A 22,096-nucleotide genomic window follows, 5' to 3' on the forward strand; every position below is an offset into this window, starting at 1 on the left:
GAACGAGAACCGCCGTTTGGTCCGCTTCTCCACCAGCACCTCTCGACCATGGATCTTCCACCGGTCGAACAGGTTACGTACTCCCTGATGCCCGACCCCCAGCAGGGAAGCCGCGCTCATATGGCCGTGACCGGCCTCGAACAGCGACACCGCAGCAGCACGCTCCTGCTCGGTCAACGAACTATACGGATGCAAACAACAACTCCCCGGAAGCGGAACCGAATTCTCAGTCCAACTTCCGGGGAGCAGTTCAATCGGACTGCGCCCCTTGCCCGGCGACTTATCGGGTCCGGAACCGGGCCCGCTGGTAGTGGGCGATCGCCTTGTCGGCGGTCTGGAACCGTCGGCGGAAGGCGTCGCCGCGGATCGACTCGGTGAGGTCCTGCAGCGTGATGCCGCGGCGGTCCAAGGATCGGGCGAGCCAGCGCTGCCATTCGTCGGTCGCTTCGACGCGGCCGACGGTGCGGGCGCTCCACAGCGGCATCGGGCTGCGGCCCTCGGTGTGCGGGTTGGAGTAGTGGCGTTCGGGGCGGGGCAGGAATTCGCGGATGGCGGCGTCGGTCCAGCCTCGGGTCCGCAGGATCGGCTTGGTGATCCAGACGGTCGAAGGCGGGCGACCGTTTCGGGACGGTCCGGGCTCGGGTTCGGTGCGACGGTTCCCGTTGTCGTAGAGACGGTCGCGTTCGGCCGGAGTGGCGGCCTGGGCGTAGCGCTCGGCCAGGGTGGGCGGCTTGGGCCGAGTCAGGCGGCGCTGGATCTCCGATTCGTCGAGAACGACTCGGGTGCGGTTCTGCGGCTGGCACATAGGTGTCCCCCGTTCAGGTGCGGTCCTGCGGGAGAGATTAGTTACCAGCCGGTAGTTTCCGGCGGCGACACGCCGTCAGCGGACGCGGTCGGGGTGGGTGTAGAGGTTCATGGTGTCCCCGCGGACGAAGCCGGCGAGGGTGAGGCCGGATTCGTCGGCGAGGTCGGCGGCGAGCGAGGACGGGGCCGATACCGCTGCGAGGACCGGGATTCCGGCCATCACGGCCTTCTGGACGAGTTCGAAGGAGGCCCGGCCGGAGACGGCGAGGACGGTGCCGCGGAGCGGGAGCCGGCCCTGCTGGAGGACCCAGCCGACGACCTTGTCGACGGCGTTGTGGCGGCCGACGTCCTCTTTGGCCGCGAGGAGTTCGCCGGCGGCGGTGAAGAGCGCCGCGGCGTGGAGGCCGCCGGTCTTGTCGAAGATCTTCTGGGACTCGCGCAGCCGGGCGGGGAGGTCGGCGAGGACCGCGGGGTCGACGGTCGTCCCGTCTTCGGCGAGGTCCCAGATCGCCTTGGTGCGGACGTCTTCGAGGCTGTCCTTGCCGCAGACGCCGCAGGCGGACGTGACGGTGAAATTGCGCTTGGCGGCCTTCGTCGGCGGCTCGACGCCCTTGGCGAGCGCGATGTCGAGGAGGTTGTAGGTCTGCTCGCCGTCGGCGTCCACGCCGGCGCAGTAGCGCATGCTCACGATGTCGGACGGCTTGGCGATCACGCCTTCGGACAGGAGGAACCCGGCGGCGAGGTCGAAGTCGTCTCCGGGGGTGCGCATGGTGACCTGGAGGGATTCGCCGCCGACGCGCAGTTCGAGCGGTTCCTCGACGACGAGGGTGTCGATCCGCTCGGCCCGGTGGCCGTCGGTGAGGCGGGTGGTCTTTCGGCGAACGGTGACGCGGCCCATGTAGGTGCTTCAGCTTCCCTTCAGGTGACTTCAGCCTGGGTTCAGGTTGGCGGTGGTCTACTTGCCTGCATAGCTCGGCGAGTGCCGCAGCCGCAAGGTTCACCGCCGAAACTCACCGTCGGCGGCGGGGCGGGCAGGGACCGCGCGGGCAGTTCAGGCGGCGGCTCAGGCCGGGGCTGCTGGGGAAGCGCCGTCGGCGCCGCTGCTCGAGGCGCCTGCGGGGGCGCGCTCGGCGGCTCCGCCAGAGGCGCTGCCGGCGGCACTGTTCGTCGCGGTGCTGTCGGGTTCGAAGCGGACGACGATGGATTTGGAAGTGGGGGTGTTGCTGAATTCGGCCACCGAGTCGAGCGGGACCAGCACGTTCGTCTCGGGGAAGTACGCGGCGGCGCAGCCGCGGGCGGTCGGGTAGTGGACGATCTTGAAATGCGGGGCGCGGCGGTCCCCGTCGGACCATTCGCTGACGAGGTCGCAGTAGTCGCCGTCGCGCAAGCCCAGTTCGGCGGCGTCGTCAGGGTTGACGAGGACGACGCGGCGGCCGTCGCGGATGCCGCGGTAGCGGTCGTCGAGCCCGTAGATGGTGGTGTTGAACTGGTCGTGGCTGCGCAGGGTCTGGAGCAGCAGGCGGCCCGGACCGGCCTCAGGCGAGGTCACCGGGTTGACGGTGAAGTTGGCCTTGCCGGTGGCCGTCGGGAAGACCCGTTCGTCGCGCGGCGCGTGCGGGAGGGCGAACCCTCCGGGCACCCGGGCGCGGGCGTTGTAGTCGGTGAAACCGGGGACGACTCGTTCGATGCGGTCGCGGATGCGGTCGTAGTCGGCGGCGAAGTCCTCCCAGGGGACGTCGTCGGCGTCGCCGAAGACGGCGCGGGCGAGGCCGGTGACGATCGCGACTTCACTGCGCATGTGCGGGCTGAGCGGCGCGACGGTGCCGCGGGACGAGTGGACGATGCCCATCGAGTCCTCGACGGTCACGAACTGCTCGCGGCCGCCGGTCGAATCGACGTCCGTGCGGCCGAGCGCGGGGAGGATGAGCGCGCGGGCGCCGGTGACCACGTGCGAGCGGTTGAGCTTCGTGGAGACGTGCACGGTGAGGCGGCAGCCGCGCATGGCGTCCTCGGTCGCGGCCGTGTCCGGGGTGGCGGCGACGAAGTTGCCGCCCATGGCGAAGAAGACCTTGACGCGGCCGTCGCGCATCGCGCGGATGGTGTCGACCGTGTCGAGGCCGTGGTCGCGCGGCGGCGCGAAGTCGAACTCGGTGCCGAGGGCGTCGAGGAAGCGGTCGGGCACCCGCTCCCAAATGCCCATCGTGCGGTCGCCCTGCACGTTGGAGTGTCCGCGCACCGGGCAGACGCCGGCGCCGGGGCGGCCGATGTTGCCGCGCAGCAGGAGGAAGGAGACGATCTCGCGGATCGTGGGGACCGCGTGCCGGTGCTGGGTCAGGCCCATCGCCCAGCAGACGACGATCTTGTCGGCGGCCAGGACCATCGCCATCAGGCGTTCGAGCTCGTCGAGCGACAGGCCGGTGCGGCGGGTCGTCTCGGCGAGGACGGCCATGTCGTCGCCCTCGGCGTGGTGGGCGGCGAACTCGTCGAAGCCGTGCGTGTACCGCTCGATGAAGTCGCGGTCGATGGCGCCGGGGGCGTCGGCCTCGGCGCGCAGCAGCATCCGGTTGAGGAGGCTGAACAGGGCGAGGTCGCCGCCGACCTTGATCTGCAGGAACAGGTCGGTGAGGTCGGTCCCGCGCCCGGCGAGTCCGCGCGCGGTCTGCGGGTTCTTGAAGCGCTGGAGGCCGGCCTCGGGAAGGGGGTTGACGGTCACGATCCGCGCCCCGGCGCGCTTGGCCTTCTCGAGGGCCGTGAGCATCCGGGGATGGTTGGTGCCGGGGTTCTGGCCGGCGACGATGATCAGGTCCGCCTGGTACAGGTCGTCGAGGAGGACGCTGCCCTTGCCGATCCCGATGGTCTCGGCCAGCGCCGAGCCCGAGGACTCGTGGCACATGTTCGAGCAGTCCGGAAGGTTGTTCGTGCCGACCTTGCGGGCGAAGAGCTGGTAGAGGAACGCGGCCTCGTTGCTCGTGCGGCCGGAGGTGTAGAACGCGGCCTCATCGGGGCTGCCGAGCGCCTTGAGTTCCCCGGCGATGATCGCGAAGGCGTCGTCCCAGGTGACCGGCGCGTAGTGGGTGGCGCCTTCGGCGAGGTACACGGGTTCGGTGAGACGGCCCTGCTGCCCGAGCCAGTAGCCGGACTTGTCGGCGAGCTCGGCGACGGGATGGGCGGCGAAGAAGTCGGGGTCGACGCGCTGGCGGGTGGCCTCTTCGGCGACGGCCTTGGCACCGTTCTCGCAGAACTCGGCGGGGTGCCGGTGGAGGGGCTCGGGCCAGGCGCAGCCGGGGCAGTCGAAGCCGTCGGTCTGGTTGACGTTGCGCAGGAGCGGCAGTCCGCGTTTGATCCCCACGTGGGCACCGACGACCCGGACCGAATTGACGACGGCGGGCAGGCCGACCGAGTGGTCCTGCGGGCGGCGGACACTGGGCGAGTCCTGGGCGGGGTCGGTCTCGGGAGCCTTGCTCATCGGGCCAGTGTAGGCCGGGCGGCGGCGCCCACCGCCCGGACGAGGCCGGGCCCTGACTGCGCGGATCGGGACGCCAGGGCGGGAGCCTCGCCGATCGGACGACTCCGAGGCGGGGCTTCGCCGATCTGCGCGCGCCCTGTGCGCGTCGAGAGAGGCGGACCGAACAGAGCACTGAGGCGCTCGCCGAGCCGCTCCACCGCCCCAGTCGCCCGCGAGGAATTCGACGACTGCGGTTCGCTGCGAGGGAGGGCGGGCTGCACCGTGCGCTCAGGCGCTCGCCGAACGGGTCGGCGCTCATTGCGCGGGTACGGCCGCATGCACTGGGGCGCTCGCCGAGCGGGTCGGCGTTCATCGCGAGTGTGCAGGCGCCCAACCGCCCACCGCCGCCCCACCCCGCCACCCCTGCCACGGGGATTTCACCCACCGCAGTTCACGCCTCCAGGACGGTCCGAGGTGCCCGGTGCGGGAGTGACGAATCGGCATGAGAGCGGATGAAATCCCAGTTCATCGGGTATCGGGCGAATCAGCGCGGACCGTTCGGGGACCCGGCTCCAGGTAGGGTAAGCCGTGCGGATCGGCGCGCGTCATCCACTGCAGTGCGGCGCGTCAGTCCTCAATGGAAGGCGGTTGGAGTGCACAGGACGGAACCGGAGCCACCGGGTGGCGGGCGCCTGCACGGCCGGCTGCTCCAGATCCTCGGAGCGGTCTCGGGCGTCGTCGCGCTCATCGCCATGTGGCAGCTCGGGGTCTTCGGCGGCGGTTCGGACCGCGAGCCGGTGAGCGCGGTCGACGGGGCGACGACCGAGTGGCCGTCGGCGGCCGCAGAGAGCTCGAGCGCGACGACCGCGGCCGAGACGACCGCCGCCGCCTCCGCCACCCCTTCGGAATCGGCCTCGGCGACGCCGTCGCCCACCCCCTCCGGGACCGCCTCCACCGAGGCTCCCTCGTCCGATCCTGAAGAGCCCGAAGCGGAGGAGGGGCCCGCCGACGGCGCCGCCTGCGTCGCGAACCTCTCCCTAAGGAACGACTGGGATGACTCGATCGAGGTCACGGTCGAGGTGGTCAACACCGGCGAGGAGCGCCTCGAGTACTGGGAGATCGACCTCGACCTGCGCGACATGGACGTCTACCACCACTGGAACATGACTGACATCGGCCACGACCGGTTCGCGTCGGAGGACTGGAACGGCAGGCTCGACCCGGGCGAGGACGCCGTGGCCGGTTTCCAGGCCGAGATCGACGACCACTTCGAGCTGCCCGACTCGGTCCCCTGCACCGCCGGCGAATAATTTTCCCGCCACCGGCCCCGATGAGCGATAGGCTCGCTCAAAGCGGTTTGGAGGCGGTCATGACCGAGTTCGAGCACGTCCAAGTTGTCACCACCACCGATTCGGCCGAGTCCGCGACCATGTTGGCGCGCACGGCCGTCGAGCGCCGGCTCGCCGCGTGCGCGCAGGTCTTCGGGCCGCTGTGCAGCGTGTACTGGTGGGAGGGCAAGGTCGACACCGCGCAGGAGTGGCGGGTGGTCCTGAAGACGACCGCCGCCGCCTACGCCGACCTGGAGGCCCACATCAAGGCCGGCCACGGCTACGAGGTCCCCGAGGTCGTGATGCTGCCGATCACGGCCGGGAACCCGGACTATCTGGAGTGGATCACCGCGGAGACCTCGGGCCGCTCCTGATCGGCGCGGCCCGGCCGCCCGGAACGGCTTCGAGCGCCCCTGCCGGTCGCCCCGGTAGGGCATACTGTTCACGATTCCCCCCTGAATCGATACACGGAAGTCATTTCCGCGCAACACCCCCGGAGCCGCTCTGTGCCCCACGACGGATCGCACGCACCCCCGGAACACTCCGAAGACCTTGACAGTCCCGACGACGCCGACGATCCCGACGACTTCGAAGACGCCCGCGCCGCGGCCGGCCGCGCCCTCCCGTTCGACTCGATGATGGGCGGCGTCGGGCTCGCGCTCGTCTGCATCCAGTTCGTCCTCGAAGTGGCCGCTCTGCCGTCCAAGATGGTGCTGGCCTTCGCGGGCATGCTCCTCGCCTCGGTCGCGTACCTGCGGGCGACCCGGAACACGCCCGGGCTGCGGGTCCGGTTGGCGGTCTGCGCGACCGTCTGCCTGCTCCCGTCGGCGGTGCTCGCGTGGCCGGCGGTCGCGCAGTGGTACGACGACCGAGGCGGATGCAAGGACCCGGTGGCGCTCACCGTGCTCCTGCCCGTCGACGGCGCGGACGGCTTCGCGCGGGCCGTGGCCGACTTCAACGCCTCGTACACCGACTCCGAAGGGTGCCGCCGCGCCGACGTCACCGCCTACTCGGCCGACTGGTCCTCAGTGGAGAAGGCAATGGACCTCGGGTGGCCGCTCGTCCGCGAGGAATCGCAGCAGGGCCCGGTGGTCGGCGAGGCGGGCGAGGAGACCGAGATCCCGATCCAGCCGCTGCGGGACATCGGCCCGCGTCCGGACCTGTGGATCGCGGAGTCGCGGACGCAGGTCGAGGTGGCGGCCGAGCGCTTTCTGGAGGCCGGGGCGGGCGGCGTGCTCGACACGGGCGAGGCCGTGCCGGTCGGGACCACGCCGCTCGTGCTCGCCGTCCCCGAGGAGGTGTCCGACAGCGGTTTCTACGGCACGGAGCAGGAGACGACGATCCCGCTGCCGCAACTCATCGACGCGCTCACCACCGAGCACGACGTCCCGGTGCTGCGGTCGGAGCCGACGGCGACGCACAGCGGCCTGCTGTTCCTCAGGGCGCTCTACGGAAACGACGCCCAGCAAGGCGCGGCCGCGGCGCGGCTGGAGAACCAGCTCGCCGACGCCGCCGCCGACGCGGGGATCGCGCCGCCGGCCAGCGACACCGAACTGCTCTGCGAGGTGTCCAAACAGGAGGATCTGCTGGCGGTGCTCACCACCGAGGCGGCGGTGGCCCGGTACAACGACGGCGAACCGCACGGCGAGGGCTGCACCGGAGGCGACGGGAGCTCGCACCTCGTGCCCGTCTACAGCGACGGGTTCGGTGCGCTCGACTACCAGGCGGCACGCCTGACCTGGCCCGACGATCCGGGGAGCGGGGAGCGCTCCCGGGTCGCGGCGGAGCTCCAGGACTGGCTCGCAGGCGAAGGCCGCTGGCGCCCGGAGCACATCGGCGTGCGCGGCCCGGAATACAGCGGCGGCGAACTCCTCGACGGCGGGGTCGAGCACCTCGTCCCCGAGTACACCGTCGCGGCCGAACCGATCGACACCGCTCTGTACGAGTCGCTTCGGGAGGCGTACGACCAGAACCGGCCCCCGACCGACGTGCTGCTGGCCATCGACCGCTCGGAGACGATGAACGACACCAGCGGCGGGTCCACCCGCTTCGAGCTGGCGACCGCGGGCGTCGATGCGGCCCTGCGGTACCTCGGCGAGCAGGACCGGGCCGGGCTGTGGACCTTCCCAGGGGAGGGATCCGACCCGTACACGCAGCACCTCGGCATCGGAGAGGACCCCGGCCGGGCGGACGAGCTCCTGAAGGGCGCCGAGGTGAGCCAGGGCGTGGAACTCCACCGGACGATCGTCGCCGGCGCGGCGGCGCTCGCGCAGATCGCCGAAGGCGACGCGGACGCGGCGACCGAGAGCCGGGTCAGCGCGATGGTGGTGCTGACCGACGGCGCCGACCGGGACACCTCGACGACGACCACTGAGGACGTCCTGGCGGCTCTCGGCGACTCGGACGTGCGCCTGTACCTGATCGCCGTCGGCGACGCCTCATGCCGGTCGGCGGCCTTCCGCGACCTCACCTCGAACGGGCTCGTGACCTGCCTTGAGGCCCAAGAGGACCGGATCACCGCGACCTTCGACGGCCTCTTCGACACCTTGTGGAGCGGCGATGCCTCTTCCTAGACAAGCGGCGGGCAGGACCAGAGGCCGCCGGGGTCCTGGTCACGCGGCGCACAGGACCATCGGCCGCCGGGCGCTGGTCCACGGCGGCGCCGGGCTCATCGGCGGGGTGCTCCTGGGCACCGGGTACGTCCTCGGCCGATGGCGCCCCGACGACGACATGGAGGACCTCGGCGGCGGCAGGCTGCGCCTCCTCACCGGCCGCGACGACACCGCGAACGGCCAGCGCGGGCTGCTGGTGGACCAGTGGAACCTCCTGCACCCCCGGCACCAGGTGGAGGTCGTGGAGTTGCCCGGTGTCGCGGATCTGCAGTACAGCGCGATGCATGCGGCGCTCCAGTCCGGCGATCCGAATGTGGACGCGGTGAACCTGGACATCGCGTGGATCGCGGAGTTCGCCGAGGCCGGCTACCTGCGGGAGCTGGAACGCGTGGACACCGACGGGTTCCTCGATGGTCCGCTCGAGGCGGGCCGCATCGACGGGAGGCTGCTGGCGCTGCCGTTCAACACCGATGTGGGGATGCTGTACTACCGGGTCGGCGAGGATCCGACGGCCGGGGAGCTCCGCCCCGAGGACGCCGAGGCGATCACGGACTGGGCGGAGCTGCGGCGCCTGGCGGCGGGCATGGCGTTGTCCGGCGGGTTCGACGGCGGCATCGCGATGCAGTTGGACGCGTATGAGGGCTTCACCGTGAACGTGTGGGAGTACTTGCTGGCCAATGGTGTCGAGCCCGACGTGGACGACGGCGCGATGGACTTCGCGGAGGACGGTCGGGCGGTCGCCTACCTGGGGCGGCTCTGGGAGGACCTGCGCCCGGAGGGGGACGGGCCGCCGGTGATCCTGTGGGATTCGCTGCGGTTCGGTGAGGACGCGTCGCTGGCGGCGTTCCGCGAGGGGCGGACGCCGTTCCTGCGCCACTGGCCCCGGGCGTACCGGGTGCTCAGCTCGTGCGAGCTGGGTTTCACCGTGGGGGCGGTGCCGATGCCGGGCCGGGTGCTGGGCGGGCAGAACCTCGCGGTGAGCGCCGCGTCGCGGGCGCCGAACGCGACGCGGCGGCTGATCGAGTTCCTGACCGGCCCGGCGGCGCAGCAGCTCCTGTTCGAGCGCGGCGGCTTCGCGGCGACCCGGGACGAGCCGTTCTACGACGCGGCCGCGCAGACCGCGGGCCTCGAGGAGGCGGTCGGCTGCGACGACGGCACCGGTCCGCGCGGCGACGCCGCGCAGCTGTTCAAGGCGCTGACGGGGAGTGTGCCGTGGCTGCCGGACGAGAGCGAGGTGGCGCCGCCGGGGCACCGGCCGGCGGTCACGCGGTACACGCGCTACAGCCGGGTGTTCCAGGAGGTCGTGCATCCGCTGCTGCTGAACGGCGAACCTCTGGACTCGGATTCGGAGGCGTCCGGACTGTCGGACCTCGCTGGCAGGCTTGAGGACGCGAGCGCCGGGAAGTAGCGGCGCCGCCCGGGCCGGGCCGCGGGTAGGGCGAGCGGGCCGGCGGGGACCGCCCGTCCACCGCCCGGGGCCCGTCCAGCGCATTGGGCCGGGACGAACGGTCGTCAAGGTCTGACAGCACGCACCGCCTGGGGTCAGCCCATTGGCATCGCTCTGCCTGCGGCCGAGCCCGGCCGCAGGCAGGGCGAGCGGGCCGGCGGGGACCGCCCGTCCACCGCCCGTGGCCCGTCCAGCGGCCGGGCCCTCCGGCCGGGTCTGGCCGGAGGGCGGCGCGGGTGCGTCTCAGGCGGTCTGCAGGCCGAAGCCGTATGCGAAGAGGGGGTCGTAGTCTGGATCGCCGACGTTGAGGGGTTCGTCTTCGAGCTGGCGCGGCCAGCTCACGGGGAGGCGGCCGTCGTAGGGGACCGCGCCGAAGAGGGGGTCGGCCACGCCCGCGCCCTCGCTGCCGGGGAGCCAGGCGGCGACGAGCGCGTCGACGCCGTCGAGGTGGGGTTCGATGTCGATCGGCCGTCCTGAGACGACGATGACCACGCAGTCGATCGCGCCGCAGACGGTGTCGACGGCGGCCGCGTCCGCTTCGGACACGGTCATGTCGTGCTCGCCGGCACCGGCGTCGCCGACGCCTTCGGCGTAGGGGTCTTCGGCGACCACGACGATGCCGACGTCGGCGCCGTCAACGGGCGCGGAGGCGTCTTCGCTGAAGGTGACCGCCGCGTCGGGGGCGACTTCCTCGATGCCGGCGAGGATCGTGGTGCCGTGGGTGGGCGGGTCGATCGAGCCCTGCCAGGAGGCGGTCCAGCCGCCGGCCTGGCGGCCGATGGAGTCGGCGCCCGAGCCGGCGACGTAGATCGACTCCTGGCCGGTGAGCGGGAGGAGGTCGCCGTCGTTGCGCAGGAGGGTCTGCGAGGCGGCCGCGGCTTCGCGGGCGACCTCGCGGTGCGCGTCGGAGCCGACCTCGGCGGCGCCCGAGGTGTCGGCGTAGGGCTGCTCGAAGAGGCCGAGGGCGAACTTCTGGGTGAGGATGCGGGAGACGGCGTCGTCGATGCGGTCCTCGCTCACGCCGCCGGACTCCACTTCGGAGAGGAGCGTCGAGGTGAAGCGCTGGTATTCGAAGGGCACCATGACCATGTCGATGCCGGCGTTGATCGCGGCGCGGACGGCTTCGGCGTGGTCGTCGCTGATCTGGTCGACTCCCTGCCAGTCGGAGACGACGAACCCGTCGAAGCCGAGTTCGCCTTTGAGGACGTCGGTGAGGAGGTACTCGTCGGCGTGGACTTTGAGCGGGCCGTCGCCCAGGTCGGTGGAGGAGAACGAGGCCATGACGGATCCGACGCCCGCGTCGACCGCGGCGCGGAAGGGCGCCAGGTGGAGTGTGCGGAGCTCGTCCTCGGTGAGGGTGGTGACGCCCTGGTCGATGAGGTAGTCGTCGGTGGTGGAGGAGGTGTAGGCGGTGCCGCCGTCGCCGACGTAGTGCTTGGCGGTGGCGAGGACGCTGGTGTTCGCGGTCAGGTCGTCGCCCTGGTAGCCCTCGACGACGGGTCCGGCGTACTCGAAGGCGATGCCGGGGTCCTCGCCGTAGGACTCGTAGGTGCGGCCCCAGCGGTTGTCGCGGGCGACGCAGACGCACGGGGCGAAGGTCCAGTGGATCCCGGCGGCGCGGGTCTCGGCGGCGGTGACCTCGGCGGCGCGGCCGGCGAGCTCGGGGTCGTGGGCGGCGCCGAGCCCGATGTTGTGGGGGAAGACGACGGCACTCGGGATCGCGGTGTTGCCGTGGACGGCGTCGATGCCGTACATGAGCGGGATGCCGAGGCGCGTGTCGAGGGCTTCGGCCTGGTAGCCGTCGATCATCGCAGCCCATGCTTCGGGGGTCTCGTGGAGGGCCTCGGATCCGCCGTTGAGGAGGGAGCCGATGCCGTACTCGCGCACGTGGGCAGGGTTCGCCTCGATCGCGGGCACGGCGACCTGTGTCATCTGGCCGATCTTCTCCTCGATCGTCATGCGGTCCACCAGGTCGGCGACGCGCTCGTCGATCGGCAGGCTCGCGTCGAGATAGTCGCCGTGGCCGTCGGCCGGCCCGTCGTCGGCGCCGGGCACGACGAGCAGGACGGTGACGACGGCGGCGGCGACCGCGACGGCCAGCGCGGACCAGAGGATCGCGGGACGACGGAAGAGTACGGGCAGGCTCGCGCCCATGGGTCGGCTCCTCGAGGGGTCAGTGAGTGGACAGGCCCAACCTCGCTCCACGGTAACTGAAGAGCGCTCCCACGTCCATGGGAGGGGAGGGTTTCAGGTGGCCGCTGAGACGCTTTGCGCCGGTTGGCGCCGCGGCGCCGGAAGCGCCGGGCGATTCGACCGATTTGGACGGAGGTTCTTGAGGCAGGGGCGAATGCCTGTGGTTCGGGCGTGCCGGCGGTCGCGGCGGTTCGGCGTCGGCGGTGGTTGCCCTGACCGGCCGAGGCTGTTATGTTGGGTCTCCAAACTAACCCCTCGGGGCCGGTCGCCCGGTCGGGCCCGGTGCCCCGGTGACCCTCAAGGAGCACACGTGCGACGACGCACTTTCGCCGCTTCGCTCGGCGCTGCCGCCGTGGCGGCTGCGGCCGTTCCCGGCACTGCCGCAGCGAAAGCCGGCGGGCGATGCGAGGACGCCTACGCCTGGCGCAACGCCGTGGTCAACGGCGGCGGCTACGTTCCCGGCATCGTCTTCAACGAGACCGAGGCGAACCTCATCTACGCCCGCACCGACATCGGCGGTCTCTACCGCTGGCAGGAGGAAACGCAGACCTGGAAGCCGCTGCTCGACTGGGTCGGGTGGGACCTGTGGGGCTACACCGGCGTCGTCTCCGTCGCGAGCGACCCGGTCGAACCGAACCGCGTCTACGCGGCCGTCGGGACCTACACGAACGACTGGGACCCCAACAGCGGCGCGGTCCTCTACTCCGACGACTACGGCGACACGTGGGGCGTCGCCGAGCTGCCGTTCAAGCAGGGCGGCAACATGCCCGGCCGCGGCATGGGCGAGCGCCTCGCCGTCGACCCGGTCGACAACGCGGTCCTGTACCTCGGCACCCCGAACGGCAACGGGCTGTGGCGCTCGCTCGACCACGGCCGCACCTGGGCCGCGGTCGAGGCGTTCCCGAACGCGGGCGACTTCGTCCAGGACCCCTCCAGCGACTACTCCGACGACAACCAGGGCGTCATCTGGATCGACTTCGACCTGGCCGGCGACCGGATCTTCGTCGGCGTCGCCGACCCCGACGACCCGCTCTACGTCTCCGCCGACCGCGGGCGGACCTGGCAGCCCGTCCCCGGCGCGGCCGCCGCGCTCGGAACGGCCGACGGCAACCGGACCATCCCGAAGCAGGCGTCGTTCGACCACGAGAACGGGCACCTGTTCATCGTCACCGGCTGGGACCCCGGCCCCTACAACGGCGCGCCCGCGACGGGCCGGGGCGGCTCGGTCCAGCGGCTCTCGCTCGCGACCGGCGAATGGACCGACGTGACGCCGGCCTACAACCCGATCGGTACCATCCCCGGGTTCGGCGGCCTCACCGTCGACCGGAAGCGCCCCGGCACGCTCATGGTCGCGACCCAGAACAACTGGTGGCCCGACGAGATCCTCTACCGCTCCACCGACTCCGGAGCCACCTGGGAGACGAGCTGGGACTACGTGTGGGACGCGAACTGGTCGTGGCCCCCGGAGCGCACCGACCGGTTCACGATGGACCCGGCCGGAAGCGAATGGCTGTCGTTCGGGAACGTCACCGACGGGCCCGCGTACGCCGTCAAGCACGGCTGGATGATCGACGCGCTCGCGATTGACCCGCACGACTCGGACCGGATCATGTGGGGTACCGGCGCCACGATCTGGGGCACCGAGGCGCTGACGCAATGGGATTCGCAGGGCGCGCTCGTCGGCTGGGACTCCGAAGCGGGGCACCAGATCGCACTGCCGGTCGACCCGTTCACCGTCGCGGTGCGGGCCGAGGGCCTCGAGGAGACCGCGGTGCAGGACATCGCGGCGCTCGGCGGGACCCTGGTCTCGGCCATGGGCGACCTCGGCGGGTTCGTCCAGACCGATCTGGACAAGGCGGGGGTGCAGATCCGGCGTCCGAACTGGACGTCGGGCCGGGGCCTGGACTTCGCGGGCCTGAACCCCGACATCGTCGTCGGCACCGGCGATGTCGAAGGCGAGACCGACGGGCACGTCGGCGTGTCGACCGACGGCGGCGCGACCTGGCTGACCACGGCCCGGCTCGAAGGCGTCGCGGGCGGCGGGAACGGCGGCACCGTCACCGTCAGCGCCGACGGCTCGGTCATCGTCTGGTCCCCCGGGAACGGCACCACCGCACCGGTGTTCAGCACCGACAACGGCCAGACCTGGACGCCGGTCGAAGGGCTCCCCGCGGGGGCGATCGTGCGCGGCGACCGGGTGAACCCGGACCGGTTCTACGCGTTCGCCGCCGGCCAGTGCTACGCGAGCACCAACGGCGGCCTCGCCTTCACCGCGACCGGAGCGACCGGCCTGCCGGCCGAGGGTCCCGTCGACCTCCGGGCCGTGCCCGGCAAGCGCGCCCAGCTCTGGCTGGCCGGCGGGAAGGCCGATGCGATCTACGGGATGTGGCGCTCCACCGACGGCGGCAAGACCTGGCGGCGGGTGCGCGACTTCGAGGAGGCCGACGCGGTCGGCTTCGGCAGGGCCCGCAACCGGCACGGCTACCCGACGATCTACACCTCCGCGAAAGCCGGTGGTGTGCGCGGCATTTGGCGCTCCACCGACGAGGGCCGCAACTGGGTCCGCATCAACGACGACGCCCACCAGTGGGCCTGGACCGGCAAGGCCGTCACCGGCGACCCCGACGTGTACGGCCGCGTCTACATCGCCACCAACGGCCGCGGACTCATCTACGGCGACATCACTGACTAGGCCCTCCTCGACGCTCTGGGGAGCGACCGCATCGGCCGCGGAGCCGCCGTTCCGGCTCCGCGGCCGATGCCGGCCAGGGTGCGCCGCCGGGGCATGACCGGCGGCGCACCCGCGCGTCGAATCCGGGGCGGCCGCCCCGTTCGGCCCGTCACGAGCCGATGCGCTCCGACAGCTCCACGAGCCGGTTCGAGAAGCCCCATTCGTTGTCGTACCAGGCGAAGATCTTGACCTGGTCGCCGACGACCTGCGTCAGCGGCGCGTCGAAGACCGCCGAGGACGGGTTGCCGACGATGTCGGCCGACACGAGCGGCGCTTCCGAGTACGCGAGGTAGGGCGACAGCCCCGGGCTCTGCGCGGCGGCGCGGAACGCCGCGTTGACCTCCTCGGCGGACGCCGGCCGCGCGAGGCGGGCGGTGAGGTCCGTGATGGACCCGACCGGGACGGGAACGCGCAGTGCGAGACCGGTGAGCCTCCCGTCGAGCTCGGGGATGATCCGGCCGATGGTGCGGGCCGCGCCCGACGAGGTCGGGATCGTGGACACGGCGGCGGCGCGGGCGCGCCGGAGGTCGCCGTGCGGGGCGTCTTGGAGGCGTTGGTCGCTGGTGTACGCGTGGACCGTGGTCATGAGCCCGGACTCGATGCCGAACGCCTCGTGCAGCACCTTCGCCATGGGGGCGAGGCAGTTGGTGGTGCAGGAGCCGTTCGAGAACACGTCCCCGTCCAGGTCGATCGCGTCGTCGTTGACGCCGAGCACGACCGCCGGGACGTCGGCGTCGGCGGGCGCGGAGATGACGACCTTGCGGGCCCCCGCGGCGAGGTGCCGCCGCGCGCTCGCCGCGTCCGCGAGCCGGCCGGTGGACTCGATGACGACGTCGACATGCTCGTCGCCCCAAGGGATCCGGTCGGGCTCGCGTTCGGAGGTGACGCGGATGCGGGCGCCGTCGACCAGGATCGCGCCCTCCTCGGCCTGCACGCCGTCGAGGTGCCCGGTGAGCGAGTCCCACTCCAGCAGCGAGGCGAGCGTCCTGGCGTCGGCGATGTCGTTGACGGCGACGACTTCGACGCCGGCGCCGCTGCGGAGGGCGGCGCGCAGATAGCTGCGGCCGATGCGGCCGAACCCGTTGATGCCGATCCGAACGGTCATGGGTGTCTCCTTCTCGGATTGTCAGTCGTGGTCGCGGACGGACGCGTGCGCGGCATCGAGCATGGCGACCGCTCCTCGGATCGCCGCGTCCATCGGCTCCTGCTCGCCCTTGGCGCGGGCGAGGACGTAGCCGCCCTGGATGATCGCGGCCAGCGTTCGCGCGAGATCGGCCGGGACGACGGTGTCGGGCAGCTCCCCCGCTTCAATGGCGGCGGTGATCGCCCGCTCCCAGCGGTCCAGCACGGTGTCGAAGGCGCTCGCGACGATCGAGATGAGCTCCGCGTCGGCCACCACCTGCGGGTCCTGGGTCATCCGGCCCACCCGGCACCCGCGCGTCCCCGGGCGCGGCGCCGTCAGGTACCGCTTGATCCGCTCCAGCGGCGAGCCCTCGCCTTCGAGCACCGAGGACTCGCCCGTCACCTTCCCGACGACGGACGACAGCGCCTCGACGGCGAGCTCGTGCTTGCCGCCGAAGTGGTGGTACATGCTGCCCTGGCCGACCCCGGCGCGCGCCATCACGTCGCGCGGACTCGTCGCGGCGTACCCGCGTTCCCATAGCAACTCCGCCATGGCGCCCGTCAACTGGTCTCGCGAACTCATGCCTTCACTGTAACAACTAGTATGTACAGTCCGCAAGCGGCCCGGTTCAGCGGCCGATCCGGTCCAGTTCCTCGAGGTCCTTCTCCGCGAGCGCGAGTCCGGCCCCGGCGGCGTTCTCGCGCAGGTGCGCCACCGACGACGTCCCGGGGATCAGCAGGAGGTTCGGCGACCGCTGGAGGAGCCAGGCGAGGGCCACCGACACGGGCGTCGTCTCCAGGCGGTCGGCGACGCCGGCGAGCGCCGAGGACTGGAGCGGGCTGAAGCCGCCGAGCGGGAAGAACGGCACGTACGCGATGCCGGCTTCGGCGAGCGCGTCGATGAGGCCGTCGTCGTGGCGGTGCGCGAGGTTGTAGAGGTTCTGCACGGATGCGATCGGCGCGATCGCCCGCGCCTCGGCGACCTGGTCCGCGGTCGCGTTGCTGACGCCGAGGTGCCGGATCAGGCCCTGCTGCCGGAGCTCGACGAGCGTCTCGAACGGCTCCGCGAGTGAACCCGGCTGCGGCCCTTGGGCATCGCCGAGCCGCAGGTAGACCAGGTCGAGCTCGTCGAGGCCGAGCGACTCGAGGTTCTCGTGGACGGCCCGGCGGATGTCGTCGGGGCGCCGCGCGGGCGGCCAGCCGCCGTCCCGGTCGCGGGTGGCGCCGACCTTGGTGGCGATGCGCAGCGCGTCCGGATACGGCCGCAGGGCCTTGCGGATGAGTTCGTTGGTGACGCGAGGCCCGTAGGCGTCGCTGGTGTCGATGTGCGTGATGCCGAGGTCGACGGCCTCGCGGAGGACGGCGAGCGCGCCGTCGGGGTCGCGCGGCGGGCCCATGACGCCGGGGCCGGCGAGCTGCATGGCGCCGTAGCCGAACCTGGTGACGGGCCGGTCGCCGAGATTCCAGGTGCCGCCGGGGAGTGCAGTGCTCATGTCGTTGCCTTTCAAGAGGAGCCGGGCCCTTGCCCGGGTTGCCTGCTCCATGGTGGCGGAGTAGCTTCCTTTCGGGAAGTAGGCACCTGAAAGTGCGTAAGTTTCCGTTGGAGAGGAGTGGCCGATGACGACGAGGACTGCGGCGCAGCGGCGGGCGCTGGCGAAGGCCGAGTACGACGCGTTCCTGGCGGCGTGCCCGAGCCGGAAGCTGCTCGACCGGATCACGGACAAGTGGGTCACGCTGGTCCTGTGCGCGCTGGCCGGCGGCCACGCCGGCCCGGGCGCGGACGGCGCCGGCGAGCCGCGGCCCATGCGCTACTCCGAGCTGTCCCGGCAGGTGGCCGGCGTCAGCCAGAAGATGCTCACCCAGACGCTGCGGTCCCTGGAGCGCGACGGCCTGGTCTCCCGGACCGTGACGCCGACCGTGCCCGTCACGGTCACCTACGAGCTCACCGGCCTGGGCCTGTCGCTGCACCGGACGGTGCGCGTCCTCAAGGCGTGGGCCGAGGCGCACGTCGACGACGTGCTCGCCAACCGCGAGGAGTACGACGCCGCCGCGCCGGTCGACACCGCGCGCTAGCGCTGCGCGTGAGACCTCGCCGCATCGGTCGCGTCGCCGTGCCGCTCGGTCGCCGGCGCCGCCGCGCCGGTTGCGCCGCAATGGGTTGGAGCCGTCACCGAAGGACCGCCCGCGCACTGGCGCCCCCGCCGCGCAGCGCGCGGCGGGGGCGCCAGTCCCCAGCAGACGTCAGTCCTTAGTAGACACTCGAGCCGATCCAGTCGTCGTAGCCGTAGCCGACCGGGTCGGCGTAGTTCCGGTCGGCGAGGGCGATGGCGCTCGCGTTCGTGCCGCAGGAGGTCAGGACCAGGGGCGACCCGGTCGCGGTGGCGTTGAAGCCGATGCAGAGGTTCGAGTGCCCGGCCGGGTGGATGCCGGCGGCGCCGGTGACGAACTCCTGGTTGAGGCCGCCGTGGCAGTCCCAGAGGACGAGCGGGGTGCCGGCCCGCATGCGTCCGCCCTCGACGTCGAGGCAGCGGTCGTGGGTGAGCTCGACGTGGAGCGAGCGCCGCTCCTCGTCGTACCAGAAGCCCTGGTTGCGGCCGCCGTGGCAGGTCCAGGAGACCAGGGCGGTGCCGTTGCGCGAGTCGTAGCCCTCGGCGTCGACGCAGAGCCCGGTCGCGGTGTTCCGGAGGTCCTGGAACTCGAACAGTCCTTCGTAGAGCACCGCGTCGTCCGTGCTCGCCGGGTCCACACAGGTCGCCGTCTCCCAGTCGGGATGCTCGTAGAAGTCGGTGATGCACTCGGCGAACGCGCCGTGCCCGAGGTAGTTGGGGTGCAGCGACTGCCGGAACGCGTGCTCCGACGGCAGGACGCCGACCTCGACGTACACGCCGCGCGCCCACGGCTGCTCCTCGCACACGCCGTGGCCGTCGAACAGGCGCTGGGCGTTGAGGTACCGCACGCCCTTGCCGAGCGCGGCGTCGCGGATGCCGTCCTCGAACAGCGGCACGGCCTTGTTGCGCGCGAACGCGGCGTCGGCGAGGTAGAGCAGGCAGCCGCCCGCGTACCAGCCCGGGAAGTCGGGGTTGTCCTCGACGTCGGGGCCGCCGGGGCTGGGGTAGGACATGACGACCATGTCGTAGTCCGAGGCGAGGTAGCCCGCGTCGGTCATGGTCTGGCGGACCGCGTCGATCGCGGTCTCCACCCCGTCCTCGGTGACCTCGACGCGGGCCTCCCAGTCCTCGGTGTGGTCGGGCCAGCAGGGGCCGGTGAAGAGGATGCGGGCGGCGACGCACTCCGTGGCGGTCGGCCCGAACTCGATGCCGCCTACGTCGTTGGCGCCCACCACGATCCACACCAGTTTGACGTGGGTGTTGCGGGCCTTGATCGCGAGGTTGTCGCCCTGGTTGAGCTCGTCCCACTGGTGCTGGCCCGAGCCCTCGACGAGGTGCGGCGAGGCGCCTCCGGAGCACGAGACGTTGTACTGGACGTCGCTCTCGATGCCGGCGCGGAACAGCGCCTGGTCGTAGGAGCGGTCGCACCAGTTGCCGTCCCGGTGCGTGTCCGGGTCGTAGTTGCCGACGCCTTCGCCGGAGATCTCGCTGTCGCCCATGGCGACCAGGGAGGTCTGGCGGTCCTCGAGCGGGCGCACGGCCGGGTCGCCGTAGAGTTCGACGGCCTCGGCGGCGCGGATCGCCTCGAGGTCGGCCGGGAGCGGGACGATGTCGGGGCGTTCCTGGGCCTGGGCCGGAACCGCCGTGGACAGGGTGAGGGTGGTGAGAGCCGCAGCGGCAATCGCTGCGGCCCATCGTCTCCGGGGGTTGGACATGGGAGTCTCCTGTTCGGAAACATGGATGGCCGTCAATGGCCCGTAGACAGGAGAGTACCGTTACCGAACAGTAATGTGAAGCTGGTCTGCGTTGTCAGTTTTGGGAGGTCTTCACAGCGACGCCGCCATCCGATCGACCGCCTCCGTGAGGATCTCCGGCGACGTGGCGTAGTTGAGGCGCACGTGGCCCTTGCCGCCGGTCCCGAACGGAAGCCCGGAGTTGACGGCGACGCGGCCGCGCTCGAGGAACACCGCGGCCGGGTCGTCCCCGAGACCCGTTGCGCGGCAGTCGAGCCACGCGAGGTACGAACCGGGCTCGGGCCGGTAGCGCACCTGCGGGAGCCGCTCGGCCACGAGCGCGGCGAGCAGGCGGCGGTTGTCGGCGAGGCCGGCCAGGAGCGCGTCGAGCCACCGGCCGCCTTCGCGGAACGCCGCGGCGTGGGCGATCGCGCCGATGTGGCTGATGCTGGAGGCCATCTCCTCGGGCATGCGCGCGAGGTCGGCGGCCGCCCCGGCCCCGGCGATCGCGACGGCGCCGCGCAGGCCCGGAAGGTTCCATGCCTTGGCCGCCGAGGTCACGGCCAGGCCGTTCGCGCCCCCGCGCACGGTGAGGTAGGGGACGAACTCGACGCCGGGGGCGACCAGCGGCGCGTGGGCCTCGTCGGCGACGACCCGCACCCCGTAGTCGGCGGCCAGGCGCGCCACCCGCTCCAGCTCGGTTCCGGTGTGGACGGTCCCGGTCGGGTTGTGCGGGCTGCACAGCAGGTACACCGCGCACCCGCCGCGCCCGAGGGCCAGCTCGAAGGCCGCGGCCAGCGCGGCGAAGTCGATGCGCTGGTCGGCGCCGAGCGGGGCCTCGACCACCTTGCGGCCGTTGAACACGGGGAACCGGTGGAACGGCGGGTAGACGGGGCTGTTGACGACCACGGCGTCGCCGGGCCCGGTCAGGGCCTTGATCATCTCGACCACGCCGATCATGATGTCGGGCACGGTCCGGATGCGGTCGCGGTCGAGGTCGGTCCAGTTCCAGCGCTCGGCCGCGAAGGAGGCCACGGCGTCGGCGTAGCCGGTCCCGTGGGGGTAGCCGGTGTCGCCGGCGGCGAGGGCGTCGGTGACGGCCTTGGCGATCGGTTCGGCGAGGTGGACGTCCATCTCGGCGACGAACAGGGGCAGCACGTCGGGGTCGTATCGGCGCCATTTCTGGCTCGTGCGCTGGCGGAGCTGGTCGAGGGTGAGCTCCCGGAGCGGGTTGCCGGGAAGGTCGTTCGAGGCGATGGTGTTGGCGCTCATGCACAGACGGTATCGGAGTTCTGCCGCCGTGTCACCTTGTCCGCGTGGGTTCTTCAGGGGTGGCCGGGGTCACGGACCTCCGCCCGGCCCTCCTCTTGTAGTTCGTACTACGAACTATTATGGTTCGTAGTACGAACTACTTGATCGGAAGAGGAACCATGACTCAGCAAGGTCGTACCGTGGCGGTCGTCGGCGGAGGCTACGGCGGCGCCGCCGTCGCCAAGGCCCTGGACGAGCACGCCGACGTCGTGCTCATCGAACCCAAGGACGCGTTCGTCAACGCGGCCGGCTCGCTCCGCGCCCTCACCCGCCCCGACGAATGGGCCGAACGCATCTTCTTCCCCTACGACGGGCTCCTCAAGCGCGGCAGTCACCTGCGCGAATACGCCGCGAACGTCGACGCCCGCGGCGTCACCCTCGCCTCAGGCGAGCGCGTCGAAGCCGACTACATCGTGCTCGCGACCGGCTCGGGCTATCCGTACCCGGCCAAGACCCGCACCGACTCGACCGCGGAGGCCGTGGCCCACTTCAAGGAGTCCCACGCCGAACTGGCCGGCGCCGAGCGGGTGCTCATCGCCGGGGCCGGACCGGTGGGCCTCGAGCTGGCCGGCGAGATCCGGGACGTGTGGGCCGACAAGCGGATCACCGTCGTCGACCCCGCGCCGGAGCTGCTGCCCGGGTACGCCGGAGAGCTGCGGGCCGAACTGCACCGGCAGCTCGAGGCGCTCGGGATCGAGGTGCGCCTGGGCGCCGCGTTCGACGCCGAGCCCGACGTGGAGCCGGGCCGGGCCGGAGACGTCCGCGTCGGCATCGCGGGCGAGAAGGTCGAGGCCGACATCTGGTACCGCGCGTACGGGGTCAGCGTCAACTCCGGGTACCTCGGCGACGGCCTCGCGCCGCTGAACCGCCGCGGGCAGCTTCCCGTCACCCCCAAGCTCAATGTGGACGGGCACACGCACGTGTACGCGGTCGGCGACGTCACCGACGTGGCCGAGGACAAGCGCGCCGGGTACGCCATGCAGCACGCGGAAGTGGTGGCCGCCAACATCATCGCGCAGGTCAACGGCGAGGAGCCGGCGCAGGAGTACCGGCCGCTGGCGATCCCGGTGGTGCTGCTCCCGCTCGGCCCCGAGCACGGGGTCGGCCAGATCCCCTCGGACGAGGGCCCGGCGATGCTCGACGCCGCCGCGGTCGCCGACTGGAAGGGCCGCGACCTCATGTACGGGAAGTTCGCCGAGATCTTCGGCGTCGCCTAGGAGGACCGGGACCGGGACCGGCCCGGCCGCCGTCGGTTCGGCGCC

Annotated in this window: 16 protein-coding genes; 7 read left to right on the top strand and 9 right to left on the bottom strand. The window is 71.8% G+C overall.

Features of this window, described 5'->3' with window-relative positions; all coding sequences use genetic code 11:
• Window positions 1-280 precede the first annotated feature (280 nt).
• From GFD30_RS10190 to GFD30_RS10200, 3 genes are all read right to left on the bottom strand, one after another.
• Window positions 281-805 (bottom strand): hypothetical protein, encoded by a 525-nt coding sequence (locus GFD30_RS10190; RefSeq protein ID WP_153025088.1) that lies wholly within the window; start codon window positions 803-805, stop codon window positions 281-283.
• A gap of 75 nt (window positions 806-880) precedes the next feature.
• Entirely contained in the window at window positions 881-1,702 is an 822-nt protein-coding gene (fdhD, locus tag GFD30_RS10195; protein WP_153025089.1) for a formate dehydrogenase accessory sulfurtransferase FdhD, read from the bottom strand.
• A gap of 165 nt (window positions 1,703-1,867) precedes the next feature.
• On the bottom strand, window positions 1,868-4,270 hold the full coding sequence (locus GFD30_RS10200) for an FdhF/YdeP family oxidoreductase (protein WP_153025090.1): 2,403 nt from the start codon (window positions 4,268-4,270) through the stop codon (window positions 1,868-1,870).
• 632 nt (window positions 4,271-4,902) lie between these two features.
• Between GFD30_RS10200 and GFD30_RS10205 the strand changes: the two genes are divergently transcribed.
• The 4 genes from GFD30_RS10205 (at window position 4,903) to GFD30_RS10220 (ending at window position 9,597) form a co-directional block, all read left to right on the top strand.
• Window positions 4,903-5,559 carry a cellulose binding domain-containing protein gene (locus GFD30_RS10205; RefSeq protein WP_153025091.1) on the top strand — a complete coding sequence of 219 codons (657 nt, stop codon included), beginning with the start codon at window positions 4,903-4,905 and terminating at the stop codon, window positions 5,557-5,559.
• Between the two features lie 59 nt (window positions 5,560-5,618).
• Entirely contained in the window at window positions 5,619-5,951 is a 333-nt protein-coding gene (gene cutA, locus GFD30_RS10210) for a divalent-cation tolerance protein CutA (RefSeq protein WP_153025092.1), read from the top strand.
• Between the two features lie 132 nt (window positions 5,952-6,083).
• A complete protein-coding gene (locus GFD30_RS10215) occupies window positions 6,084-8,150 on the top strand; it encodes a vWA domain-containing protein (protein WP_153025093.1) in 2,067 nt (688 codons plus the stop codon).
• Window positions 8,137-9,597: an extracellular solute-binding protein gene (locus GFD30_RS10220; RefSeq protein WP_153025094.1), complete on the top strand. Its 1,461-nt coding sequence runs from the start codon at window positions 8,137-8,139 to the stop codon at window positions 9,595-9,597. Before GFD30_RS10215 ends, GFD30_RS10220 begins: the two co-directional genes overlap by 14 nt.
• A gap of 282 nt (window positions 9,598-9,879) precedes the next feature.
• Here the strand turns inward: GFD30_RS10220 and GFD30_RS10225 are convergent, their stop codons facing one another.
• Window positions 9,880-11,790: a glycoside hydrolase family 3 protein gene (locus tag GFD30_RS10225; RefSeq protein ID WP_153025095.1), complete on the bottom strand. Its 1,911-nt coding sequence runs from the start codon at window positions 11,788-11,790 to the stop codon at window positions 9,880-9,882.
• Window positions 11,791-12,139: 349 nt separating this feature from the next.
• Between GFD30_RS10225 and GFD30_RS10230 the strand changes: the two genes are divergently transcribed.
• Window positions 12,140-14,521, top strand: coding sequence for a xyloglucanase (locus GFD30_RS10230; RefSeq protein WP_153025096.1), 2,382 nt, complete (start codon window positions 12,140-12,142; stop codon window positions 14,519-14,521).
• A 148-nt stretch (window positions 14,522-14,669) separates the two neighbouring features.
• On the opposite strand, the gene gap is transcribed toward GFD30_RS10230, so the two are convergent.
• The 3 genes from gap to GFD30_RS10245 are packed head-to-tail and all read right to left on the bottom strand — an operon-like array spanning window position 14,670 to window position 17,175.
• The gene (gene gap / locus GFD30_RS10235; RefSeq protein WP_153025097.1) at window positions 14,670-15,665 is read right to left on the bottom strand and encodes a type I glyceraldehyde-3-phosphate dehydrogenase; all 996 of its coding nucleotides are present in this window, start codon (window positions 15,663-15,665) and stop codon (window positions 14,670-14,672) included.
• Between the two features lie 21 nt (window positions 15,666-15,686).
• A complete protein-coding gene (locus tag GFD30_RS10240; RefSeq protein WP_153025098.1) occupies window positions 15,687-16,265 on the bottom strand; it encodes a TetR/AcrR family transcriptional regulator in 579 nt (192 codons plus the stop codon).
• Window positions 16,266-16,311: 46 nt separating this feature from the next.
• A complete protein-coding gene (locus tag GFD30_RS10245; RefSeq protein ID WP_153025099.1) occupies window positions 16,312-17,175 on the bottom strand; it encodes an oxidoreductase in 864 nt (287 codons plus the stop codon).
• Between the two features lie 124 nt (window positions 17,176-17,299).
• On the opposite strand from GFD30_RS10245, the gene GFD30_RS10250 reads away from it, so the two are divergent.
• Complete coding sequence (locus tag GFD30_RS10250) at window positions 17,300-17,755, top strand: winged helix-turn-helix transcriptional regulator (protein WP_153025100.1); 456 nt, start codon at window positions 17,300-17,302, stop codon at window positions 17,753-17,755.
• 175 nt (window positions 17,756-17,930) lie between these two features.
• On the opposite strand, the gene GFD30_RS10255 is transcribed toward GFD30_RS10250, so the two are convergent.
• A complete protein-coding gene (locus GFD30_RS10255) occupies window positions 17,931-19,505 on the bottom strand; it encodes a ricin-type beta-trefoil lectin domain protein (protein ID WP_153025101.1) in 1,575 nt (524 codons plus the stop codon).
• 111 nt (window positions 19,506-19,616) lie between these two features.
• Window positions 19,617-20,795: a MalY/PatB family protein gene (locus tag GFD30_RS10260; RefSeq protein WP_153025102.1), complete on the bottom strand. Its 1,179-nt coding sequence runs from the start codon at window positions 20,793-20,795 to the stop codon at window positions 19,617-19,619.
• A 158-nt stretch (window positions 20,796-20,953) separates the two neighbouring features.
• Here GFD30_RS10260 and GFD30_RS10265 point away from each other — a divergent pair, with 158 nt between their 5' ends.
• Entirely contained in the window at window positions 20,954-22,051 is a 1,098-nt protein-coding gene (locus GFD30_RS10265; RefSeq protein WP_153025103.1) for an NAD(P)/FAD-dependent oxidoreductase, read from the top strand.
• The last annotated feature ends 45 nt before the right edge of the window (window positions 22,052-22,096 follow it).

The organism is Glycomyces albidus (genome assembly GCF_009451885.1).
Taxonomy (GTDB): Bacteria; Actinomycetota; Actinomycetes; order Mycobacteriales; family Micromonosporaceae; genus Glycomyces; species Glycomyces albidus.